Below are 21,840 nucleotides of genomic sequence, written 5' to 3'. Positions count from 1 at the left end.
GCCTTAGATGGTCAACTTCTGGAGTTATTTTTGATAACGATCCAGAAAAACGGCTAAACGGTCAAGTGCATGATCAAGTTCGTCCAAGCGCGGTAAAAACACGATTCTAAAGTGGTCTTTATTTGGCCAATTGAATGCGCTGCCTTCCACCAACAAAATCTTTTCTTCCAGCAAAAAGTCCAAAACAAACTGTCGGTCGGACGCGATCTTGTGAACATCAAGGTTTAATTTAGGGAACAGATAGATTGCGCCTTTGGGTTCTACACAACTAACGCCCGGAATGTCGTTAACCTTGCGGTGAGCCAGTGTTTTTTGCTCGTACAGACGCCCGCCGTTAATAACCAACTCATTAATGCTTTGGTAGCCACCGAGTGCGGTCTGTACCGCGAGCATAGCCGGAACGTTCGCGCACAGACGCATGGACGAGAGCATCTCAAGGCCTTCTATGTAGCTTTTTGCGGCCTTTTTGGCGCCGGATATCACCATCCAGCCCGATCTAAAACCAGCCAAGCGATAAGATTTAGAGAGACCATTGAAGCTGATGCACAGCACGTCGGTTGCAATGCTGCCCATGGGAACAAACTCGGCTCCGTCGTACAAAATTTTGCTGTAAATTTCATCGGCAAAGATGATCAAATTATTGGTCCGAGCAATCTCAACAATCTCATTGAGCAGCTCTTTAGAATAAACCGCTCCGGTTGGGTTGTTGGGGTTGATAACCACAATTGCTTTGGTGGTTGGAGTGATTTTTGAGCGAATATCGTCGAGGTCGGGATACCAATCGGATTGCTCATCACAGAGGTAGTGCCGTGCTTTACCACCGGCGAGGCTCACGGCTGCGGTCCAGATAGGATAATCAGGAGCAGGCACCAGTACTTCGTCGCCGTTGTTCACGAGCGCTTGCATGGCAATCATGATCAATTCACTGACGCCATTGCCCAGAATGATATCGCCGACTTCAACACCGGGTATTTTCAGTGTTTGGCATTCGTGCATGATGGCTTTACGCGCTGCAAATAACCCTTTTGAGTGGGTATAACCTTGGGCGTCTCTTAAATTACTGATGACGTCATGGATGATTTCGTCCGGTGCGTCAAAGCCAAATGGCGCAGGGTTACCAATGTTGAGCTTTAAAATTTTGTGGCCTTCTTCTTCCATGCGATTGGCGTGGTCGAGTACTGGGCCTCGAATGTCGTAACATACACCGTGTAATTTATGGGACTTCTCGATCGGTTTCATAGGCGCGGCTGTGCAAACAAGGTTAAATTTAAGGCGACGTATTTCGCTAAGAACATAATACAAATCACGTTGAACAAATGTTTTGCTCAAGCTTTTTCACAGATAACTAAATAAGATACTGTGAATTAATTGGCTAAACCGTTCTGATAGTTACTGCTTGCTGAACAAATGCTTCGATGCTTAATCGAAGGCAAGAATATTTAGTATCAATTCCAATAAGAACAGAAAAGGCGCGAGATTATGGCAGAGAAAACCCCAAAAAATGAAGAAGCAGAAGCTGCCTGGAAAGATAAATTATCGGCAGAAGAATATCGTATTTGCCGCCAGTGCGGCACAGAGCCAGCTTTTAGCGGTAAATATTGGGATACCAAAACCGATGGTATCTACCACTGCAAGTGTTGTAACGAACCGCTTTTCGACTCGCAAACCAAATACGATTCCGGCAGCGGTTGGCCGAGTTTTTATGCGCCAATTTCCAAAGATGTAATCGCTGAAGAGTTTGATACCAGCTTTGGTATGCGTAGAGTTGAAATACTCTGTGGCAAATGCCAAAGCCATTTGGGCCACGTATTTCCCGATGGGCCAGAACCTACAGGTTTGCGCTATTGTGTTAATTCGGCTTCGCTTGAGTTGGTGGAAGGTCGTGAAGAGTAGCGTGCAAATTCAAAGCTCTTGGGTTTCAAACAGATGTGACTGGGGGTGTTGGTGAGAGCCTTTTCCGACATTTTAGAGACAGCGGTGCTGCACAAGGGTAGTTTGGCGAAGATTGAGGCTTCGCTGCCGAAACCTGCCAGCGCTAAGACTCTTTCCTCTCAGAGTAACGCGTTTTATCTATCGAACATGTCTCGTCGTGTCTTTCAAGCGGGATTAAAGCACAGTATGGTCAACGATCGCTGGCCCGCCTTTGAAAAAGCACTGCGTCAGTTTGATCCTATGGAATGCGCCATGCTCAGCGATTCGGACATCGACGATCTTATGTCGAATCAAGAGTTGATTCGACATTTGGGTAAGATGAAGTCGATTCGTTTAAATGCGGCAATGATCATCGATATTTCACGCCAATATGGCAGTTTCGGTCAGTTTCTCGCTCAATGGCCCGAAGACAATATTGTTGGTTTGTGGCTTGAGCTGAAAAAAATTGGTGCTCAGCTAGGCGGCATGTCTGGCAGTCGATTCTTAAGAATGGTCGGCAAAGATACGTTTTTACTTACCAACGATGTCGTTGCTGTTTTAAAAGCCGAAAATATTGTCGATAAGGTTCCGTCTTCTAAGCGTGACCTAAATGCAGTGCAACTGGCGTTTAACCAATGGCGTGAAGAAACTGGCCGGCCCTTGTGCGAGCTCAGTCGGATCATTTCCTATACGGTGCTAGCCGAGACTTTCTAACTCAGTCATAGATGGCTTTTTTCTTCCAGCCGTCATCTTCTGACTTAAATTGATCCCAATCGCCGCCCTGCGCTGTCGAATCCTCCTCCGGGATATCTGGCACGGCGGTGAGTTCTTCTAAGCGCTCGATTTGGTTGTTAATTTGATCAAGCTGAAACTTCTGATTCTTATCGGTGGATTCTTTCAGCATCAAATTTTTAGCAAGTGTGAAGTAATGCAGCGCCATTCTGGGTTTATTGGCTGTTTCAGCCGCGCGAGCGTGGCTGACATAGTTATCCACAGCAATATGTAACACGAGTTGCTTAATCTGGGCGGTGTAGGTATTGAACTCATTGTTCGATAACTTGTTTCGCTGGTTTAAACGATGAATAAACTTATTCAACTCGTTCAAATACACCTTAACTTCTTTGGCTTGTTTGGGTGACGAAAGCTTCACCCTTTTATGTTGTGGTGGTTTACGTTGCAGCTCCGATTGCTCACGGGTGTAGACTTCTAGTTCTTCACTGTATTTTTTTTCTTTGGGTGCTAGTTCGATTAGTTGATTAGTCGCGTCAATCAGTTGCTGATAAATGAGCAATTCGAGTTCTTTTGATAAAAACCCAGGTGGGAATGCTTTTGTCAAAATACAAAAGTTTTTAATTCTTTGTTCAAGAACTTGAATCATCCGCAGTTGTTGCTCGCGTTTCTTCGCTACGGTTTGAACCATAAATGCGTAACACAGCACCATAATTAGCACGATGATTATTCCAGCTGCGATATAAACGGATGTCATTCTGGTTAAAATCCCGTTGGGCTGTAAAAAATAGGTTTGACGGTTGCGCTGGTATTGGCGAACATAGACTCACCTGTAGTCGGCATTTTCGTTCATTTATTGAGTATAGTCGGTTACTTTTAATACGTTTCTTATATTCGCAAAGAGTTTTGCAACAAAAATGTTTTAAAGGTGTTGACAGTCGCCTTAGCTGTCCATAGAATTCGCCCCACTTCTGAACGAGGACATGTTTACAACCTTACATAGTTCGCTAAGGTACGGTTTTTAAACAAGTTTTTGTTCAAGGTCCTAAGTCCCCTTCGTCTAGAGGCCTAGGACACCGCCCTTTCACGGCGGTAACAGGGGTTCGACTCCCCTAGGGGACGCCATGCGGGAATAGCTCAGTTGGTAGAGCACAACCTTGCCAAGGTTGGGGTCGCGAGTTCGAGTCTCGTTTCCCGCTCCAAATAAGCTCTCAATAGAGTTTATTTTGTAAATCAGATAATCCTGATTTATGTATTCTCAGAGGTAAATCCCGTCTATACGGATTTAAGCTGCTGAAATTTAAGTGGCTTGGTATTTATTTTTGTGAGTATAGACGCTTAAAGCTTCCGCTTTGATGTCGTCAAAAGTGACATTTCGTTTTTGCGAATTATGTCCCCTTCGTCTAGAGGCCTAGGACACCGCCCTTTCACGGCGGTAACAGGGGTTCGACTCCCCTAGGGGACGCCATTGCGGGAATAGCTCAGTTGGTAGAGCACAACCTTGCCAAGGTTGGGGTCGCGAGTTCGAGTCTCGTTTCCCGCTCCAGTTCTCCTTTCTACATCTGTTTTTGTTTGATCATTCGATGAATGATCGAGTGATTCGATAGATATCATCATAAAAAGATAATTTTACGAAACTCGTATATTTGTTATTGTCTAAGCACATCAACCACAGTGTTGTTGTAATTGAAGTTTGTTTCCATACCTTTAAAAATTCTGGCAATCAAAACCATGCGTTATCTAAGCTAGTGTTCATACCCTACAATCATATATCTTGAGGTTATGGGTTTTTTCACTGCAATAACTAAATGGTTTCTTTAAACTTCAAACATTCGGTAAATTCGAGCTTAACGCTGGTTTTTACTAATCATCGTATAAAACCCCGACACATTTAATTTCTGCGCTCTCATTTTCAGCAAATTTCAGAGAAGAGTTTTTATGACTGCTGCAATTTCAATCAGAAATTTGCAAAAGACTTACGCTAATGGTTTCACTGCGCTGAAAGGTATTGACCTAGAAGTGGAGCAGGGCGATTTCTTTGCATTGTTAGGTCCTAATGGGGCCGGTAAATCGACAACCATCGGTGTTATTAGCTCCTTGGTTAAAAAGACTCAGGGTGATGTCTCTATTTTGGGTTATGACATTGATAAAGATATGGCGCTTGCCAAAAAGTCTTTAGGTGTTGTACCGCAAGAGTTTAACTTTAATCACTTTGAGAAGGTTTTCGATATTGTCGTTAACCAGGCTGGTTATTACGGAATTAATCGTAAGGAGGCCGGTGAGGTCGCCGAGACTCATCTTAAACAGCTCGGTCTTTGGGATAAGCGTTCTACCCAAGCACGTTTCTTATCCGGCGGTATGAAACGTCGTTTAATGATTGCCCGAGCGCTCGTGCATCAACCCAAGCTGTTGATTCTTGATGAACCAACCGCGGGCGTTGATATTGAATTACGTCGTTCAATGTGGACGTTCCTTCGCCAAATTAATAAACAAGGCACCACCATTATTTTGACGACCCATTATCTTGAAGAAGCCGAAAGCTTATGTCGCAACATTGCGATTATTGATCAAGGCTCCATCGTCGAAAATACCAGCATTAAAGCATTGCTTTCAAAATTGAATCGAGAAACCTTTATTTTTGATTCCAGTAAGCCTGTCGGCGATTTAACGCTGGCGAATTACGACGTGAAGGTTACTGATACTCAATCTTTTGAGATTGAATTAGAAAAAGGCCAGTCAATGAACGATGTTTTTACGGCCCTTAGTCAACAATCTGTAGAAGTCATCAGTATGCGTAACAAGGCTAATCGTCTTGAAGAGCTTTTTGTAAAACTGGTAGAAGCCAATAAAAAGAAAAAAGCTGCTGAACAAACAGGAGTAAGTGCGTGAATTTTTCTGAGCAGTGGATTGCCTTAACGACCATCTTTACTAAAGAAGTGCGTCGCTTTACACGAATTTGGATTCAAACGCTTTTGCCGCCGGTAATCACTATGTCTTTGTACTTTGTGATTTTTGGGGCGCTGATCGGTTCGCGGATTGGAGAGATGGACGGCTTTGATTATATGTCGTTCGTTGTTCCCGGCTTGATTATGATGTCGGTGATCACCAACAGTTATTCAAACGTGGTTAGTTCTTTTTACAGCGCTAAATTCCAGAACAGTATCGAAGAGCTGTTGGTTTCTCCTACGCCCAATTACATTATTTTGTTGGGGTTTGTTCTCGGTGGCGTGGCGAGAGGTCTATTAATTGGCCTGATCGTGTCTCTGGTATCGTTTTTCTTTATTGATCTGCATGTCCATAATTTAGCCGTTACCATCGCCATTGTGTTTTTAACCTCGGTATTGTTCTCTCTGGCGGGTCTAATTAACGCTGTTTTTGCCAATTCATTTGACGATATCAGTATTGTTCCTACCTTTGTTCTAACGCCTTTAACGTATCTGGGTGGTGTATTCTATTCCATCAGTTTGTTGTCGGAGTTTTGGCAGTCGGTATCTCAACTAAACCCAATTTTGTACATGGTGAATGCGTTCCGCTATGGCTTTTTGGGCATTTCTGATATTGATATTAGCTTCGCCTTTACCGGCGTTGTTCTGTTTATTGTTATCTTATTTATCTACGCCATGTATTTACTCAATAACGGTAAACGCTTACGCTCTTAGGTGTTGATATAGGTCACATTATTTATGTTACCTGGTTATTAAATTGATTTTTGACTCGAAGGTTTGGATTCAAGTTGAGCGATAAAAAAACAGTAAATAACGCACATGGCAGTTTATTGGGTAAAGAGACCAAGTACGTTTCTAAGTACGATAAATCGCTGTTGTTTCCCATTGCTCGTAAAACCGCACGCAGTACGCACTCACTAAACATGAATGTTGCTAAGTTGCAGGGGTTTGATCTTTGGACGGCTTGGGAGATTTCTTGGTTAAACCCCAAGGGATTGCCTCAAGTGGCGGTTGCAGAATTTCGTTTTCCTCTCAGTTGTGAATCAATTGTTGAATCCAAGTCCTTTAAGTTGTATTTGAATTCGTTTAACCAAACTCGTTTTGAAAGTATTCGAACCGTCAGAGAATGTATGCAGACGGATCTGAGTCTAGTTACGGGCGGTAGCGTTGATGTGCGTTTAATGACCCTTAAAGAAGCCGAAACCTACTTTCAAGCTTCTTCTGGGAGTTTGGCGCCATTTGATATTCCCTCGTTCTTAACCGCTGCACACCATCAAAACAAAACCGTTTGCCTTGATCAGCAAGATATTCAAATCTCTGGTAACCCCAGCGATAAATCTATTTTGACCTTAGATTTAAATCGCAAGGGAAGAATCAGCGAAGTTGTGTATTCAGATTTGCTCAAAACGAACTGTCCTGTAACTGGACAGCCAGATTGGGCGAGTTTGTGGATCTACTATAAAGGCGTTGCCATTTCCCATGAGAATCTGCTGCGTTACGTGGTGGGAATGCGTGAGCATCAGGATTTTCATGAGCAGTGTGTTGAGCGTATTTTCTACGATATCTCCGCACAATGTGGTCCCGAGCAATTATTGGTTTATGCGCGTTACACTCGCCGTGGCGGTTTGGATATTAATCCGTTGCGAACCAATATTCCCCTAGAGCAGCTTACGCTTAACACCGTGAAGTTGATTCGTCAGTAGCTTTTTAGCGTATGAAGGTCTTGGGTAAAGCTCTAAATGATTGAGTCTTTCCCGTGAGTTTTACTGAAGTGAAGCCGTAATCGCTACGGCTTTATTGGATTACTCGATCTTTAATGGTTTGCAACGCTTTTTCTAGATCGTAAATAACCTTTTCTTTCTCAAAGTTACGCACTTTTTCTAGATCTAAATGCATGGAAAAACCTTCGGCGTTAGATTCCATATAGGTTTGATGTGCGCCGAGGTTCTTACGGAAGTCCACGACCTCGTAAACCTCAATGGGATAGCTAAAGCCTTTGGCCTCGATCATGCCTTTGTTGGTACACATGATGGTGTCTTTAACCAAAGCCCAAGACTCATGCGACAACAAAATCTCGCCGGGATCGGCGGCAGACTCCAAGCGACTCGCCAAGTTAACGTGTGTACCGAGAGCGGTGTAATCGAGGTGATGGGCGCGAGTACCAAAGGTACCTACCGTACAGTAGCCGGTGTTAATGCCCATACGGATTTGCAATTTCTTCTTAATGCCTTGGCTAAACCAATGATTCTGTAAAACACGCATACGTTTTTTCATGGCAATCGCCATGGATACACAGCGAATGCAGTCGGTTTTTACGCCTTTGGATTCATGATCACCGAAAATCACCATAATTCCATCACCCATAAACTTATCAACCGTGCCGCCAAAATGGGCAATGATTTTGGTCATTTCGGTCAAATATAAGTTGAGCAGTGTTGAAAGCGTTTCTGCTTCCAGTTCTTCAGAAAGCGACGTAAACCCTTGGATATCCGAAAAGAACACCGTTAAGCGTTTGCGTTCGGTCTGCAGGCGGTTTTCGTTATCGGTACTGATGGCGCTGTAAACCGCTGGTGAAATGTATCGAGATAGTAAAAAGCCTTTGGCCTTTTCTTTTTCGGTAACTTCGGTTAGCTCTGCGATTCGTTTACTGGCAGAGCGAAGCTTAGAATTTAAGTACAAACCATAAAGTACAATGTAAACACTAACGCCAATAAGAGTGGTTGCGCTGATTTGAACACTGGAACTAAGCACCCAAACGGGTGTGTACAAAAATCCGCCGGTGCCAGCGCCAATAAAAAAGGCTGCGTTATCTTCAAGCCATTTTCGGCTACCACCTTGCAACGCTGCATTAAATTGAATAATGGTGGCAAATAAGACTGTTGGTAAAATTTGAAAATCAACAAGGCACAAACAGGCGCCAATTAGAGCTGCATCTACCCAACCAAAATAGCGTTCGAGTTTTTCTTTTCGCTCATCGGAATGCTTTTTTTCAGAAAGAAAGCGCGTAAGCGCCAAGTAACACAGGGTAAGAATAGAAAGGGCGATTGAAGTGATATCAAATTCTGGCCAGCTTCTGTAAGAAACAAGAGAACCAACCACTGAAAACGCAATTAACGAGCGGAAGTAAAAATATCGTTGCGGACTTGCCCAAAAGTCACTGTACTGGATTTTTTCTCTCGTCATGAACGTTGCACTGCGAATACTTGTTGAATTATAAATTAACGAGCGAAAGATCAAACATAATCACATTTAATAAAGTAAGGATCAAACAAAAAGTTTTGTTCTGTTCTTTTTATTAGGTTTCGAGACATAGCGTTTGAAATAACGTGGTGGAATATACAACTTCAAGAATTCATCTGTCTATTGTTAGTCATTACGGCTTTGGTAGTTGATCATAAACTGTCATCGAGTTGCATTTGAGCTAGTAATTGATCAATTTCCGCCTGCTGCTGTTTTAGGCGTTTTTTTAGTGCAACATTTTCGTTCATAAGTTGCTGTGTAGTTTTGTTATCTGGCTGCGTTTTCCGCTGGCTTTTACTGGTATTAAGCTCTTTTTCTAGGCGAATCACTTCATTTTCGAGGGCATTAATATGCACATGTGATTCATTCATAAAAGCATCGAACGACGCTAAATGTTGTTGATACTGCTGTTTTTGATCACTCGAAGACACTTCTGCTGATTGCTTCTGAAGCGATTTTTTAAACAAATTGGCAGATTGCTTCCAATTCTTTAGCGTGTCTTGAAAATGCTCAGATTGAGCAGAGTCAGAATTGCGCTCCAGCTGCTTCAACAGATCTTTGTACTGCATAAGTTCTGAACAGATTTCACCGTGGGTTTTGTCTTCAGAGCCTTTCAAAATAGAATCAATTTCTTGCGTTAAACTCTTTATGCCGCTTGCACGAGAGGCTGCTTGCTCTGTTGACTTGGGCTCTTGTTCAAACATTCGAACAATAGTATTCAGGCTTGAATAAAGTTTTCTCCAGTTGGTACGATTATCTTCGATGGCATCCATTTCTGTTTGCAGAATTTGTGCTCGAAACGCAACTGCTTGCGCCTCTGGCTGATCGGATGATTTCAACGCATCTTCAACTGAAGGCGCGCTAGAAATCTTAGCGAGATGCCCAAGACTAATTTGTAACTGCTGGCCTACCTGTTTTTGGTACAACTGCTTGTCATTTGAGCTATGAGTAGGGTTTTCCTTGATCTCATTCAGCTCGTCGGTAAGTCCTTGAATCGTTAGCTTCAACTTTTGAACAAGCTTTCTCAGACCTTTGATATTAAAGAGCAAAAACACCGACAGCAGAATCAGTACAGCGTAAATTTCCAAGGTGCCAATCACGATCCATTTGGATATCTGCATGTCTTTTTCAACTTTTGGTTAGGGGGTCGATATTTGAATATAAGAAGCCACGTTACTAAGTATTGTCAAAGAACAGAGATGTATCCATGTTGCCTGTTATCTTTACAGTGCGTAAATCAATACAGAAAGAATAAGCATTGATTCTAACTTAGTGTTTGCGTATAGTTCGCCCTCCCAAAATTAGCGCTTCCGCTTATTCCAAGCTGCCAATTTTGAAGGTGAGGTGTCCGAGTGGCCGAAGGAGCACGCCTGGAAAGTGTGTATGTCGAAAGGCATCGAGGGTTCGAATCCCTCCCTCACCGCCATCGAATGTTGAAAAACCCTACAATGTTAGGGTTTTTTTATGCCTGAACATATCCGCCAATACTAGCGCGGTGAGAGAGGGTGAGAACCCGAGCGGTTCGAGCAAATACAAAGTATTTGCGACAAGACGCCAAAGGCGGCGCAGCCCAAAGGGTCAAAACAATCCGTAGATTGTTTTGATTAATCCCGACCGACAATTAAATCCAAATCTAAAAAGCTCCACGATGTGGGGCTTTTTTATGCCTGAACATATCCGCCAAGACTAGCGCGGTGAGATAGGGTGAGAACCCGAGCGGGACTAGTGCAAAGCTAAGCAACAAACTGAACGGGCCGCAATTACTGAAATGAGGATGAAGCTGTAAGGCATTTACCAAAGACTTTCGGCACTGTTCGCAATGACCGTTGATTGATAGTTTGTTTCCCATCAAATATCTAATTTTTAAGATTGATTTAACTCAATGCCCTAATTGCTGTATACGAATAGATTGTTAAGTACAGGCTTAATTGATGGTGTTAAGTGTTTTAGTCGGTTGATTAAATCGAATGGGTAATTTTTTGTGAGTTGTTTGGCGGAATTTTGTTAATTTGATCGCTGTTTGTAATGTAGTTGATTTTAATTAAGTTTGTGAATAGTTACTTACGGCAAAGTTATCTAAGATTACAACTGATTCTACATTCTTGTTTTTCTATATTTATAATTGAAAATTTGTAAGGCTGTTCAGATTTTTATATTAAATAAAAAAAGTTTTTTGATATGTTTTGCGAACATTGTTGGCCAAGGAATTCGGTATTTTTAGAAGGTTCAATGATTCTTTAAAAGTAATTCCAAGTTATTTTAACGTGGAATTGTTCTACCTAATAAATCGGTACGAATAAGAATTTATTGAAGGTGCTTTTTGATGAGAAAATGCTTCGGGATTAGAAAGTGTTGCGCAACTAAGAGGATTTTTTCTACCGACCGAGATCGGTAGAAGGTAATCTAATGTGGCAATACGTGTAGACAAACCGCTTTAAATACTCACCACAATTAAAAGCGAAGTATAAATTTGTGTTATTCAGCACTCGCCACTTTTTGGTCGTAGGAGCAATGTGTGCCAGCTAGCTCACTTAATCCTACAAGGTCAATAATGGTGATGTCACGCTGGGCAACTTCAATAAGGCTTTCTTTTTGGAACCTGCGAATAAGTCGGCTTACGGTTTCAATAGTAAGGCCAAGGTAGTTGGCGATATCTGTACGCGACATAGAAAGACGGAAGTGCGTTGCAGAATATCCGCGTTGTGAGTAACGACTAGAAATGTTGATTAACAGCGCTGCTAGGCGATCTTCTGCGGAGCGCTTGCCCATCATCAATAGGAATTCGTTATTGCTTTGAATCTCGGCGGAGAATAGGTTGTACAGTTGCTGCTGAAGCGCAGGAACTTTTTGTGACAAATTGTCGAGTTGTGCTTGCGGCAAAAAGCAAACGCTGCTGGTTTCTAGCGCTTCTGCAAAGCTGTTGTGAGTTTTACCGTGATAGGCATCAAAGCCTAAAATTTCACCAGGGAATGAAAACTCGGTGATTTGGCTATCGCCATTGGTTGCAATTACCACCGATTTGAAGCTGCCTGAGCTAATGGCGAACAACCCTTCGAAATGATCACCGGTATGATAAAGGGTCTCACCCGCATGGAGTACACGCTTTTGTTGCACCACACCTTCTAGTTGGCCAATATCATCGTTGGACAGGGTGTGAGGCAGACAAAACTTACTTACAGCGCAGTTACTGCATCGTACATATGAGGTAACAGTCATAGGTAACTTTCCTACCGGGCTTATCTTGTTGAAATTCTACAGGACTTTTGATCTGAGTGCATAGTTTAAGGTTGCTATATCAGCAATATACGTTATTGAGGGAGATAGGTCGATAGCTTCGAGGCGTGAGAATTTACAAATACGCCTTCTTTGCGCAAAACTTAGCTTCCTTGGTAATAATCAATAAATTTTTTATTCGATCAACAGCTCAAAAATTCAATTTGTTTATTTTTACTGCAATAACAATAGACTATATAGCAGGGAACATCGGTATGAAATGCGGGCTTATTAGCCCGCACGTCTGAAGTAGGAAGCCAATTGATTGGCAAACCATTGACCGCTTGGTGTTAATCTTAGTTTTTGCTGATTACTGATTACCATTTGTTGCCCAAACTCTTGTTCTAAATTAGATAATTCTTTTGCAAAATAATGGTCGAAACTGGTTTTCCAGCGGCTTTCAAACTCTTCTTTATTTACTTCTAAATTACACAGTAAGCGTTGAGTGATTTCTTTTCTTATTTGATCATCGACCGACAGTTCTGTACCGCGATAAACCGAGTGTCCGTAGCTTCTCACTTGGCGGGTATAGTCACGTAAACCCAATTGGTTTTGCCAAACGGCTGATGGCGTGCTGGATATCGCCGACAATCCAAAACCAATGACGGTATCGGCAACGTCTGGAACATAGCCATGTTGAGTCCATTGCAGACGACCACTTTTGGTTGCATCGCACAAGGGGTCATCGTTGCTAACGAAGCAATCGGGGCCAATTGCGCAATAACCGCTACTTTGAAGATGGTTGATGGCAAAGGTGCGCATTTCCATAACGGTTTTATCTTCGGGAACTGATTCGATATCAATCAGCGATTGTGAGGTAAATATTTTGGGATTGTGGTGATATTTACGCAGAACAACTCGTGAGGGCGACAGTTTTAACAGTTGTTTTAGGCTGCTCATAAATGAGCCCAAGCTCTGTTGTGGTAATCCAAAGGTAACGTCGAAACTGACGGATTGGATGCCTTGCGAGCGAACATCTAAGGTTGATTGTTTCAGTTTTTCGAAGGTGTATTTTCGATTAATAACCTGCTGAACCTGTGTACTAAAATCTTCAACACCAAAATGAATGCGGTTAAATCCCAAGCTTTTAACAAGACTGACGAGCTCTGTATCTACCGTTCTTGGATCGGTTTCAATGCAATAATCTCGATCTACAGCGTGTGATACGCCAAAGGAGTTTTCAATTTCGTAAGTAACTCGTCGTAAATCATCGGCTAACAGAAAGGTCGGAGTGCCGCCGCCAAAATAAATTTGCTTCGGCGGTAGTCGTTTTTGGCTCATTCCCTTGATGATTTGACCGTACCACTGGATTTCTTGTTTTAAATAGTCGGCATATTGCGCCGCCAAACCGTATTGTCGAGTGACCACAATATTGCAATTACAATAATTGCAAAGCTCTTTGCAAAAAGGAATGTGTAGATGGATGGCGAAAGACTGAGAAGCTCTTAAGTGCTTTTCAAGATCTTCCGCCTGAAATTCCAATTCTTTAAACGTTTCAATGGGCGGATAAGGCACCTGTAACGTTGGGCACGTGCTGAGTCTAGCAAGCAGGTCTGCTTTGGGAGGAGTGAACGCAGGCATAAAACCATTTTCTCTCATGTTATGTTTATCTTTTTCTCACCAAATATCAGTAACTACTATCGATACCGCCGATGTTTGGTTTTGCTTACTTAAAAACAAAACGAAAAAAATTATTTGGCCTGTATCAACCGGCCGCCAACTCTAATCATCAAGGAATTGTATAGATTGATTTGAATCAACTGGCGGTTATAAAAATAGGCCTAACAAGACTTTTTTGGTGATTGCGTGAGGGATTATTAACGGTGCTAATCGCTAGTGTTCGGTTATTCGTGGAGAAAAATAATGTGATAAGACGGTATTCATTTTGATATCAATATGAAGGAATTTCTGATTAGTTTATAGAAGAGTACATCAGAGGTTTCTTAAGAGGTAATTATCGAGTTTTTGAGTAGCGTCTCACATAAGAGATTTCTTAATTTGAATACCTGATCGATGTTTAGGAAACTCTGATTAACTTAGAGTTTCTCGCGACACAAGGATGTGTCGCCAATTTCAAGAACTGTAACTGATTGAAATTGTGAAGAAATTGGAAATCACATTTTCAATTTCTGCCCTCTGATTAAATCAAGGATGAGTTAATCAGAGGTTCCTTTAATTAATAAAAGAGCTGATAAAGAAACGATTAATTTTTCTGACTTTGTAGTTGTTAACCAAATCTCTGCTCTTATATAAAGGTCGTGGTTTTTATTAGGTTTTGTTTGAAATTTTATGCGTGAGCAATGGGTTATTTGATTTTAATTAAATGATTTTTGTAGAAAAATAATTCGTCAAACATTTACTTGATTTAAGGCAATTGCTAAAGGTGAATTTGCTTTACTTTGTAGCTATACAATAAAAATGAAATTACATCGCTAAGGAGCTAAATCATGTATTTCGACACAGTTATTTTATCTGGAATTATCGTTGTAGTGGCTACATGTGCTGTAGTTGTTTATGCAAGCAAATACATGATTCAGCACATTCGTACCGAATTGAAAAAAGAGCCTCAACAAGAAGTGATTAAAAATCATCACTGAGGTGGTACAAAGCGTTGGTTGTTTGACTTTGAGGCTCTTGGTATTTTCTATAAATTAGTGTTTTCGCAAGTATTGTTGTATTTCTTTCGCCTTGTGTTGAGCCTCTTCTTTAATTTTTCGGCCATCTAACGTTTTTACGTCTTTATTTAACATCAGTACCTTGCCGTCTACGATGGTTGTTACCACTTGATCGGAATCAATTACATAGACGAGATGTGAAATAATGTCGTAAATTGGGTGAATTCGAGCCTCGCTTAAATCCAACTGAATTAAGTCTGCTGAATAACCCGTTTTTAGTTGACCAATGCTACTCTCGAACCCAATTGCGGCTGCGCCGTACTTTGTCGCCAATTTTAAAGCATCCACTGCTGGTAGCTTTTTAGGATCGCCGCTTTCAAGCTTGTGAATAAGAGCCGCGGTTCTTATCTCTTCAAACATGTCTAAGTTGTTATTGCTGGCAGCACCATCGGTACCCAAACCAACGCGAATTCCTGCGTTCAGCATTTCTGGTACGGGTGATAATCCCGATGCTAGTTTTGCGTTAGAGGTGGGATTATGAATGGCGCCAAGATTAGCGGCTGCCATACTTGGGTATTCTGATTCCAGTGGATGAACCATGTGTGCAGCAATAATCCAATTATCTTGCAGCTGTGATAGCACGTGAGTTACAGGCGTTTTGTGATACTGACTTTGAATAATATCGGTTTCGCCGCTGGTTTCGGCAACATGAATTGAAATCGGCGCCGATAATTTTTTAGCAACTTCGCCAACCTGTTTTAAGTGCTCAGGAATCACCGTGTAGGGTGCGTGAGGGCCAAATCCCGGAGTAATTCGCGGGTGTTTATTTTGCCACTGGCGTACGTATTTTTCACCAGCGCTAAATGAATCATTCCAACCCTTAAAGCCTGGGCTTGGGGTATCAATCATGGGTGCGGTAATGATGGCTCTTAATCCGCAATCTACCATAACATCGGCAATCACTTCTGGATAAAAATACATATCCACAAACGTGGTTGTGCCCGATTGAATCATTTCATAACAGGCGAGTTCTGCCCCGGTTTTAATAAACTCAGGCGTCACAAATTTGTTTTCGATGGGAAAAATGTATTGGGTTAACCAATCCATTAAATCCAGATCATCGGCAATGCCGCGAAATAACGTCATTGCACTGTGGCTGTGGCCGTTAATGAGCCCGGGCATGAGAACTTTTTCGTGGCCGGGAATGATGTTACTGGTTTGATATTTTTTGCGAATGTTATTGGCTTTTCCGACTTCTACAATAACACCATCTTTAATTGCGATTGCGCCTTGCTCAATAATTGAGTCGTCATCTTGCATGGTGACAACATAATCGCCCTCAACAATAAGATCAACATCGTTGGCAAAAGTCTCTAAAGAGAAAAGTCCAATACAGGCTGCTGAGAGAGTTGTTCTTACCAATCCAGTTTGAAATGTCATAGATTTTTTCGTGAATTTTCTCATTATTTTTCGCGCGTAAATTGTTGAATAAGTTCTTGGTGTTGAGGAAACTGTTCAAGCAATACTTGTCGTGACCCCAGCTGCATATCGGCAAAATCAAAACCCGGAGATACCGCTTCACTAATCAGTCCAAATTCGCCTTGTCGTAAATGTGATGCTTTCCATGTGCCGCCTTTCACCAATAATTGAAGTTGTTGTCCTTTGGTGGGGTCACTGCCCATTACTACGGTTTCCAACGAGCCATCGGGATGAATTAAATAATAGGTAATAGGTTCGCCCAAGTGAAAAAAGTGCAGTATGTCTGACTGGTTCTTGTGCCAGTGACCAATAGGAGATTTGTTCGTTAACAGGTAGTAAATAGACGTTAACAAAAATCGTTCACCGCCGCCGGTGTTTACCATGTCGCGATGATCGGATTGGTAGGTTCGGCGGTAATAACCGCCTTCTACATGCTGCTCTAAATTAAGCGCTTTGATGAGAGCTTCGGTTGAAATGGCTGTTTTTGTCATGGTTGAATTAATTTCTTCCGCTTGTGTGGCCGAACCAAACATCATTAAGCCTGCCAGTAGCCACTGTTTGTGCGCGCTGTTTAAAAACACAAATATAATCCTTTTTAGCCCAACCAACTTCTAAACGCTGTGTTAATCAGAGTTTCCGATACTTTTGTGAATCATTCACTGTTGAGTGTTTAGCGTTATTTTGCTGGAAAATGCCTGTGCCAGTGATCGGCGATATCAATTCTTCTACACACCCAAACGTCACTAAAAGACATGACGTAATCTAAAAATCGTTTTAAAGCCATGGCTCGACCGGGACGACCCACAAGGCGGCAATGCAAACCAATACTGAGCATTTTCGGCGCACGTTCACCTTCTTCGTATAAAAAATCGAAGCTGTCTTTCAGGTAATTAAAGAATTGATCACCAGCGTTAAAGCCTTGTGGTGTTGCAAATCGCATATCATTACTGTCGAGCGTGTAGGGTACGGTCAACAAAGGCTGTTCGAAGTCGTAGCACCAGTAGGGCAGGTCGTCGGCGTAGGAATCTGCGTGGTACTTAAATCCACCAAATTCTGAGACTAAACGGCGCGTGTTAGGGCTGTCGCGGCCGGTATACCAACCCAGTGGTCTTGAGCCCGTGACCTTGGTATGAATCTCAACAGCTTGTTCGAGCATTGCGCGTTCTTTGTTGATGTCCATATCTTGATAGTGAATCCACTTCAAGCCGTGGCTGGCAATTTCCCAATCGGCCTCCAGCATAGCTTCTACCGCTTCAGGGTGCTTTGCTAATGCTTGCGCCACGCCGAATACGGTGACCGGTAGATTTCGTTCGGTAAACAGGCGGTGTAGGCGCCAAAATCCAGCGCGCGAGCCGTATTCGTAGATCGATTCCATGCTCATGTGGCGCTGATTTACATAAGCTTCTGCGCCGACGATTTCGGATAGAAATTTCTCCGAGGCCGGGTCGCCATCAAGAATGCAGTTTTCACCACCTTCTTCGTAATTGATAACAAATTGCAGTGCGATGCGAGCGTTATTGGGCCACTTTGGGTTCGGTGGGTTTTGGCCGTAGCCGATCAGGTCGCGAGTGTTTTCGGTCATGATGATTGGTTCTTGCTGATCAATGTTGAATGTAAAACGGTTAGCTAAGTTGAATCTGCATAACAGCTTACAACTGAGTGAATGTGATTGTTACTCGTGTAAAGTGTTTCTGTTGTGTTATTGCGTTAAATTGTTTCCATAAGGGAAAATGCTGACCAATTGGTTGGTTTTTTGCTTTTGGGTTTATCTCTCTTTCAGAGCCGTTACAATAAAACGCCAACGATTGCGCAACCAACGTTTACATTTGAGGAAACCATCCGTGAAATTTTTACATCGTTTGCCGTTTGCCACGGCGGTACTTGCTACTTCTATCCTCGCCGCTTGTGGATCAGAAACCAAAACGACACAAGCTTCTGAAACTCCGGCTGCGAAAGCTGAAGTTGCTGCACCCAAAGAAGTTAAGGTGGTAGTCGTCACAATGTTTGAAATTGGCGAAGATCAGGGCGATACCGCCGGTGAATTCCAGTTATGGAAGGAGCGCCAAGGCTTGAATACTAAATACGATTTTCCTCAGTCATTTCACGACATCTACATGAATGAAGAAACCGGTGTTTTGGGTATCGTCACCGGTATGGGTACCATGAAATCTACCTCTGCAATCATGGCATTAGGATTAGACCCACGTTTTGATCTATCGAAGGCTTATTGGTTAGTTGCGGGAATTTCCGGTTTTGATCCGGCGGATGCATCCATCGGTTCGGCGGCTTGGGCTGAGTATCTGGTTGATGGCGATTTTGGTCACGAGATCGATGCGCGAGAAATTCCTGAGGATTGGAAAACCGGCTTCTTCCCATTGTTTTCTAAAGGTCCTTTTGACGAAAATCGTCCACCAAACCAAGGCGAGGTGTTCAAAATTAATGGTGATCTCACCGATTGGGCTTTTGAGATGACCAAAGATCTTGAATTACCCGATGATCCTGCGGTTGCCAAAACTCGTGAGCACTTCAGCGAATATCCCAATGCGCAAAAACCACCGTTTGTATTAAAAGGCGATAACCTTGCGGCTATGACTTTCTGGCACGGTGAAATTCTTAACGATTGGGCCAATGAATGGGTGAAATACTGGAGCGATGGCGAGGGTGAGTTTGTGTCTTCTGCCATGGAAGATACCGGTACCGCACAATCGCTGTTCTATTTAGATCGCGCCGGTAAAGCCGATTACGACCGCTTAATGGTCTTGCGCAGTGCCAGTAACTTTACCATTCCAGAACCCGGCAAAACCGCCGCCGAAAGCTTAACCAGCGAAGGCGAAAGCTACGAAGGTTTGGCGTTGTCTTTAGAGACCGCTTACATGGTGGGTAGCACCGTGGTTAATGACATCGTTAAAAATTGGGACAGCTACAAAACCCAATTGCCATACGAAGTTAAGGCCGAACAGTAATAAAAAGCAATGATCCTGTGAGCGGTGACTGAAATTAACACTGCTGCAATTACCGCCACTGAGATCAAAGTACCTAAAAACAGAAAATAAGAAATTGCATTGGCTATTTCTGTCCTTTAATGAATTCGTCGGTGAATTCATTAAAGGGTCTAATTGTTAAATATTGAGAGTCTTACGTGAGCAATCTAGAACTGATAAAAAAATTACCCAAAGCCGAATTGCATTTGCACATTGAGGGTACGTTAGAGCCAGAAATGGTTTTTGCGCTGGCCAAACGCAACAATATCGAACTGCCTTACGCGAATGCTGAAGAGTTAGCGGCGCTTTATGATTTTAGCGATCTGCAATCGTTTTTAGATCTGTATTACCAAGCAACCGACGTACTGCAAACCCGCCAAGATTTCTACGATTTAACGTGGGCTTATCTTGAACACTGCGCTGAAGATCGAGTGGTTCACTGCGAAATCTTTTTTGATCCGCAAAGCCATACCAGTCGTGGTATTGAATTTGGCGAAGTTATTCAAGGTATCGACGATGCCTTAAAAGCAGGCCAAGAAAAACTGGGCATTAGCAGTCAATTGATTATGTGTTTCTTGCGTCATCTTCCTGAAGCTGACGCGCTGCAAACCTGGGAACAAGCACAACCTTGGTTGCATTTAATTCAGGGTGTTGGTTTGGATTCATCGGAAAAAGACTTCCCGCCACAGTTATTCACCAATGTATTTGCCAAAGCCAAAGAAGCGGGCTTGCGCTTGGTTGCCCACGCTGGTGAAGAAGGCCCAGCAGATTACATTGAACAAGCATTAGATTTACTAAACATTGATCGTATTGATCACGGTGTTCGCATCACCGAAAGCGAGACCCTAATGCAGCGCGTTACCGACGAGAACATGGCGCTCACCGTCTGCCCGCTATCGAATGTGCGTTTGTGTGTTTATGACGACATGGCGAAACACCCGTTATTAACGCTGCTTGATCGCGGCATTCGCGTGATGATCAACTCTGATGATCCCGCGTACTTTGGCGGTTACATGAATCAAAACTTTATTGCCGTTGATGAAGCTTTGTCACCGAGCGCAGAGCACATTGTTGCATTGGCAAAAAACAGTTTCTTGGCGAGTTTTATCTCTGAAGCCGAGCAACAAAAGTGGTTGGCCGAAATCGACGCGGTTGCTCAATAGAGTGTCATGTTCTTGGCTCTTGAAGTGCAACTCTTGAAGTACAATTCTTTAAGAGCCAAAAGCTCTGTTGCTTTAACTGTTCACATTGTTCGTCGTTTAAAGCGGCTCGTTCTTGGGCCTTGATACCGAGCTAAATCCAACTTTATTGTCTTTAACATCTATTCTCTTAGCGAGAAAGTTTTGAACGGATCGTCTCGATTAAAAAATTGATCAAGTGGTCAGGTTATGGCAAGCTTGGCGTCAATTGATACGATGTAACAGCGTTTTGCTTGAAGAAATTTGCGTAACTCACTATGACTCAAAATCTCCCTGAAGTCCTATTTGACTGCCAAGGTATCACCGTACCGGATTGCGTACCGGCTGCCGGAGCCTTATCGGGTTTGCGTTTGGGTGTAAAAGATTTGTTTCATATTGCCGGTCTGCCGACTTCGGCGGGCAACCCAGACTGGTTGGCCACGCATCCAATTCCTAAGGCCACTTCTCCGGTTGTAAAAGCATTAATAGAGGCTGGCGCTCAGCTTCGAGCAAAAACGCTCACCGATGAAATCGCCTACAGTCTAAACGGTGTAAATGTTCACTACGGAACGCCTGCTAACGCTCTGGATGCGCGTCGTGTTCCTGGTGGTTCAAGCTCAGGTTCGGCAATTACTACGGCTAATTCGGCGGTAGATATTGGCTTGGGTACCGATACCGGTGGCTCGGTGCGAGTTCCGGCTAGCTACAATGGTTTGTATGGAATTCGTCCGTCGCACGGGGTCATCAGCGTTGAGCACTTGGTGGGTTTGTCGCCACGGTTTGATACGGTCGGTTGGCTTACGCGCGACTTTGACACCCTTGCAAGGGTGGCAGATGTATTGTTGCCGAAGCAGTCAACAATTAGCACCTTGAGCAATTGTGTTGTTCTGTTACCGGAGAACCTAACGGCTTGGTTGGAGCTTGTACCTGCATTAACCACCGAGCTAAAAGCAGCCAATGTGTTTGAACGCATAGACGTAAAACCTTTGCCAACTGAGATTACGGCAAAGGCCAGCGCCGCATTCCGAGTACTGCAAGGTTTTGAAATTTGGCGCGAGCACGGCGAATGGATTGAAACCTATCAGCCGGAATTTGCCGCCGACATTACCGAGCGTTTGTTGTGGTGCCAAACCATCACGATTGAACAAAAAGAAGCCGCCGAACAACAAGCTCTAGCGTTTTTAGAATACGCTCAACAAGAATTTTTGCTCGATAACACCTGCGTGATTCTACCAACCGCACCGGGCGCTGCACCTTTGCTCGATACTCCGGCAGAAGCCATGAACGAATACCGCAATCAGTTAATGGGTTTAACGGCCATCGCCGGTTTATCTAAATCTGTGCAGGTAAGCTTGCCGTATCTACAAAGCGATAACTGTGCTTGGGGATTGTCGGTAATGGCCAAACAAGGTGGCGATAAAGATTTGTTGGCGTTGATAAAACACCTAGAGGCATCGCCTCTTACATCAGCGTTTAAATAATATCAACA

General features: G+C 43.1%; 18 protein-coding genes and 5 tRNA genes. 14 read left to right on the top strand and 9 right to left on the bottom strand.

The genetic code is table 11. The annotated features are described in order from the left end of the window. Positions 1-24 precede the first annotated feature (24 nt). Positions 25-1,239, bottom strand: coding sequence for a pyridoxal phosphate-dependent aminotransferase (locus ACYQ28_RS06070; protein ID WP_460048803.1), 1,215 nt, complete (start codon positions 1,237-1,239; stop codon positions 25-27). 240 nt (positions 1,240-1,479) lie between these two features. Here ACYQ28_RS06070 and msrB point away from each other — a divergent pair, with 240 nt between their 5' ends. Then, a complete protein-coding gene (gene msrB, locus ACYQ28_RS06065; RefSeq protein WP_460048801.1) occupies positions 1,480-1,893 on the top strand; it encodes a peptide-methionine (R)-S-oxide reductase MsrB in 414 nt (137 codons plus the stop codon). Positions 1,894-1,944: 51 nt separating this feature from the next. After that, entirely contained in the window at positions 1,945-2,625 is a 681-nt protein-coding gene (locus ACYQ28_RS06060) for a DNA-3-methyladenine glycosylase I (RefSeq protein ID WP_460048800.1), read from the top strand. A gap of 1 nt (position 2,626) precedes the next feature. On the opposite strand, the gene ACYQ28_RS06055 is transcribed toward ACYQ28_RS06060, so the two are convergent. Then, positions 2,627-3,397 carry a hypothetical protein gene (locus tag ACYQ28_RS06055; RefSeq protein ID WP_460048798.1) on the bottom strand — a complete coding sequence of 257 codons (771 nt, stop codon included), beginning with the start codon at positions 3,395-3,397 and terminating at the stop codon, positions 2,627-2,629. Positions 3,398-3,689: 292 nt separating this feature from the next. Here ACYQ28_RS06055 and ACYQ28_RS06050 point away from each other — a divergent pair. The 7 genes from ACYQ28_RS06050 to queF all read left to right on the top strand — a co-directional run bounded on the left by ACYQ28_RS06050 (position 3,690) and on the right by queF (position 7,288). Then, positions 3,690-3,765 (top strand) — tRNA-Glu (locus ACYQ28_RS06050). A 1-nt stretch (position 3,766) separates the two neighbouring features. Continuing rightward, positions 3,767-3,842: transfer RNA gene (locus tag ACYQ28_RS06045), tRNA-Gly, on the top strand. A 190-nt stretch (positions 3,843-4,032) separates the two neighbouring features. Further along, positions 4,033-4,108: transfer RNA gene (locus ACYQ28_RS06040), tRNA-Glu, on the top strand. Between the two features lie 2 nt (positions 4,109-4,110). Next, positions 4,111-4,186, top strand: a tRNA-Gly gene (locus ACYQ28_RS06035). Between the two features lie 392 nt (positions 4,187-4,578). Further along, the gene (locus ACYQ28_RS06030) at positions 4,579-5,529 is read left to right on the top strand and encodes an ABC transporter ATP-binding protein (RefSeq protein WP_460048797.1); all 951 of its coding nucleotides are present in this window, start codon (positions 4,579-4,581) and stop codon (positions 5,527-5,529) included. Then, entirely contained in the window at positions 5,526-6,299 is a 774-nt protein-coding gene (locus ACYQ28_RS06025) for an ABC transporter permease (RefSeq protein WP_460048796.1), read from the top strand. Before ACYQ28_RS06030 ends, ACYQ28_RS06025 begins: the two co-directional genes overlap by 4 nt. A 74-nt stretch (positions 6,300-6,373) precedes the next feature. Continuing rightward, a complete protein-coding gene (gene queF / locus ACYQ28_RS06020; RefSeq protein WP_460048795.1) occupies positions 6,374-7,288 on the top strand; it encodes an NADPH-dependent 7-cyano-7-deazaguanine reductase QueF in 915 nt (304 codons plus the stop codon). A 91-nt stretch (positions 7,289-7,379) separates the two neighbouring features. On the opposite strand, the gene ACYQ28_RS06015 is transcribed toward queF, so the two are convergent. Together ACYQ28_RS06015 and ACYQ28_RS06010 are read right to left on the bottom strand one after the other, a co-directional pair. Next, a complete protein-coding gene (locus tag ACYQ28_RS06015) occupies positions 7,380-8,768 on the bottom strand; it encodes an adenylate/guanylate cyclase domain-containing protein (RefSeq protein WP_460048793.1) in 1,389 nt (462 codons plus the stop codon). Between the two features lie 209 nt (positions 8,769-8,977). Continuing rightward, the gene (locus ACYQ28_RS06010) at positions 8,978-9,946 is read right to left on the bottom strand and encodes a hypothetical protein (RefSeq protein WP_460048792.1); all 969 of its coding nucleotides are present in this window, start codon (positions 9,944-9,946) and stop codon (positions 8,978-8,980) included. 217 nt (positions 9,947-10,163) lie between these two features. On the opposite strand from ACYQ28_RS06010, the gene ACYQ28_RS06005 reads away from it, so the two are divergent. Further along, positions 10,164-10,251 (top strand) — tRNA-Ser (locus ACYQ28_RS06005). A gap of 1,049 nt (positions 10,252-11,300) precedes the next feature. On the opposite strand, the gene fnr is transcribed toward ACYQ28_RS06005, so the two are convergent. After that, on the bottom strand, positions 11,301-12,041 hold the full coding sequence (gene fnr, locus ACYQ28_RS06000) for a fumarate/nitrate reduction transcriptional regulator Fnr (RefSeq protein WP_460048791.1): 741 nt from the start codon (positions 12,039-12,041) through the stop codon (positions 11,301-11,303). 288 nt (positions 12,042-12,329) lie between these two features. After that, entirely contained in the window at positions 12,330-13,697 is a 1,368-nt protein-coding gene (locus ACYQ28_RS05995; protein ID WP_460048789.1) for a radical SAM protein, read from the bottom strand. A gap of 848 nt (positions 13,698-14,545) precedes the next feature. On the opposite strand from ACYQ28_RS05995, the gene ACYQ28_RS05990 reads away from it, so the two are divergent. After that, a complete protein-coding gene (locus ACYQ28_RS05990) occupies positions 14,546-14,695 on the top strand; it encodes a hypothetical protein (RefSeq protein ID WP_460048788.1) in 150 nt (49 codons plus the stop codon). 54 nt (positions 14,696-14,749) lie between these two features. Here the strand turns inward: ACYQ28_RS05990 and ACYQ28_RS05985 are convergent, their stop codons facing one another. The 3 genes from ACYQ28_RS05985 to puuE all read right to left on the bottom strand — a co-directional run bounded on the left by ACYQ28_RS05985 (position 14,750) and on the right by puuE (position 17,774). After that, positions 14,750-16,153, bottom strand: coding sequence for an amidohydrolase family protein (locus ACYQ28_RS05985; protein ID WP_460048786.1), 1,404 nt, complete (start codon positions 16,151-16,153; stop codon positions 14,750-14,752). A gap of 23 nt (positions 16,154-16,176) precedes the next feature. Next, a complete protein-coding gene (locus ACYQ28_RS05980; protein ID WP_460048785.1) occupies positions 16,177-16,773 on the bottom strand; it encodes a cupin domain-containing protein in 597 nt (198 codons plus the stop codon). Positions 16,774-16,868: 95 nt separating this feature from the next. Continuing rightward, positions 16,869-17,774, bottom strand: coding sequence for an allantoinase PuuE (gene puuE, locus ACYQ28_RS05975; protein ID WP_460048783.1), 906 nt, complete (start codon positions 17,772-17,774; stop codon positions 16,869-16,871). Between the two features lie 259 nt (positions 17,775-18,033). Here puuE and ACYQ28_RS05970 point away from each other — a divergent pair, with 259 nt between their 5' ends. The 3 genes from ACYQ28_RS05970 (at position 18,034) to ACYQ28_RS05960 (ending at position 21,832) form a co-directional block, all read left to right on the top strand. Beyond that, entirely contained in the window at positions 18,034-19,155 is a 1,122-nt protein-coding gene (locus tag ACYQ28_RS05970) for a purine nucleoside permease (protein ID WP_460048782.1), read from the top strand. Positions 19,156-19,331: 176 nt separating this feature from the next. Next, the gene (locus ACYQ28_RS05965; protein WP_460048780.1) at positions 19,332-20,336 is read left to right on the top strand and encodes an adenosine deaminase; all 1,005 of its coding nucleotides are present in this window, start codon (positions 19,332-19,334) and stop codon (positions 20,334-20,336) included. A 293-nt stretch (positions 20,337-20,629) separates the two neighbouring features. Next, entirely contained in the window at positions 20,630-21,832 is a 1,203-nt protein-coding gene (locus ACYQ28_RS05960) for an amidase (RefSeq protein ID WP_460048779.1), read from the top strand. Positions 21,833-21,840 lie beyond the last annotated feature (8 nt).

The sequence above is a fragment of the Sessilibacter sp. MAH1 genome (assembly GCF_054658315.1).
The sequence above is the reverse complement of the archived record's forward strand: the minus strand, read 5'-3'. Positions and strand labels throughout refer to the sequence as shown.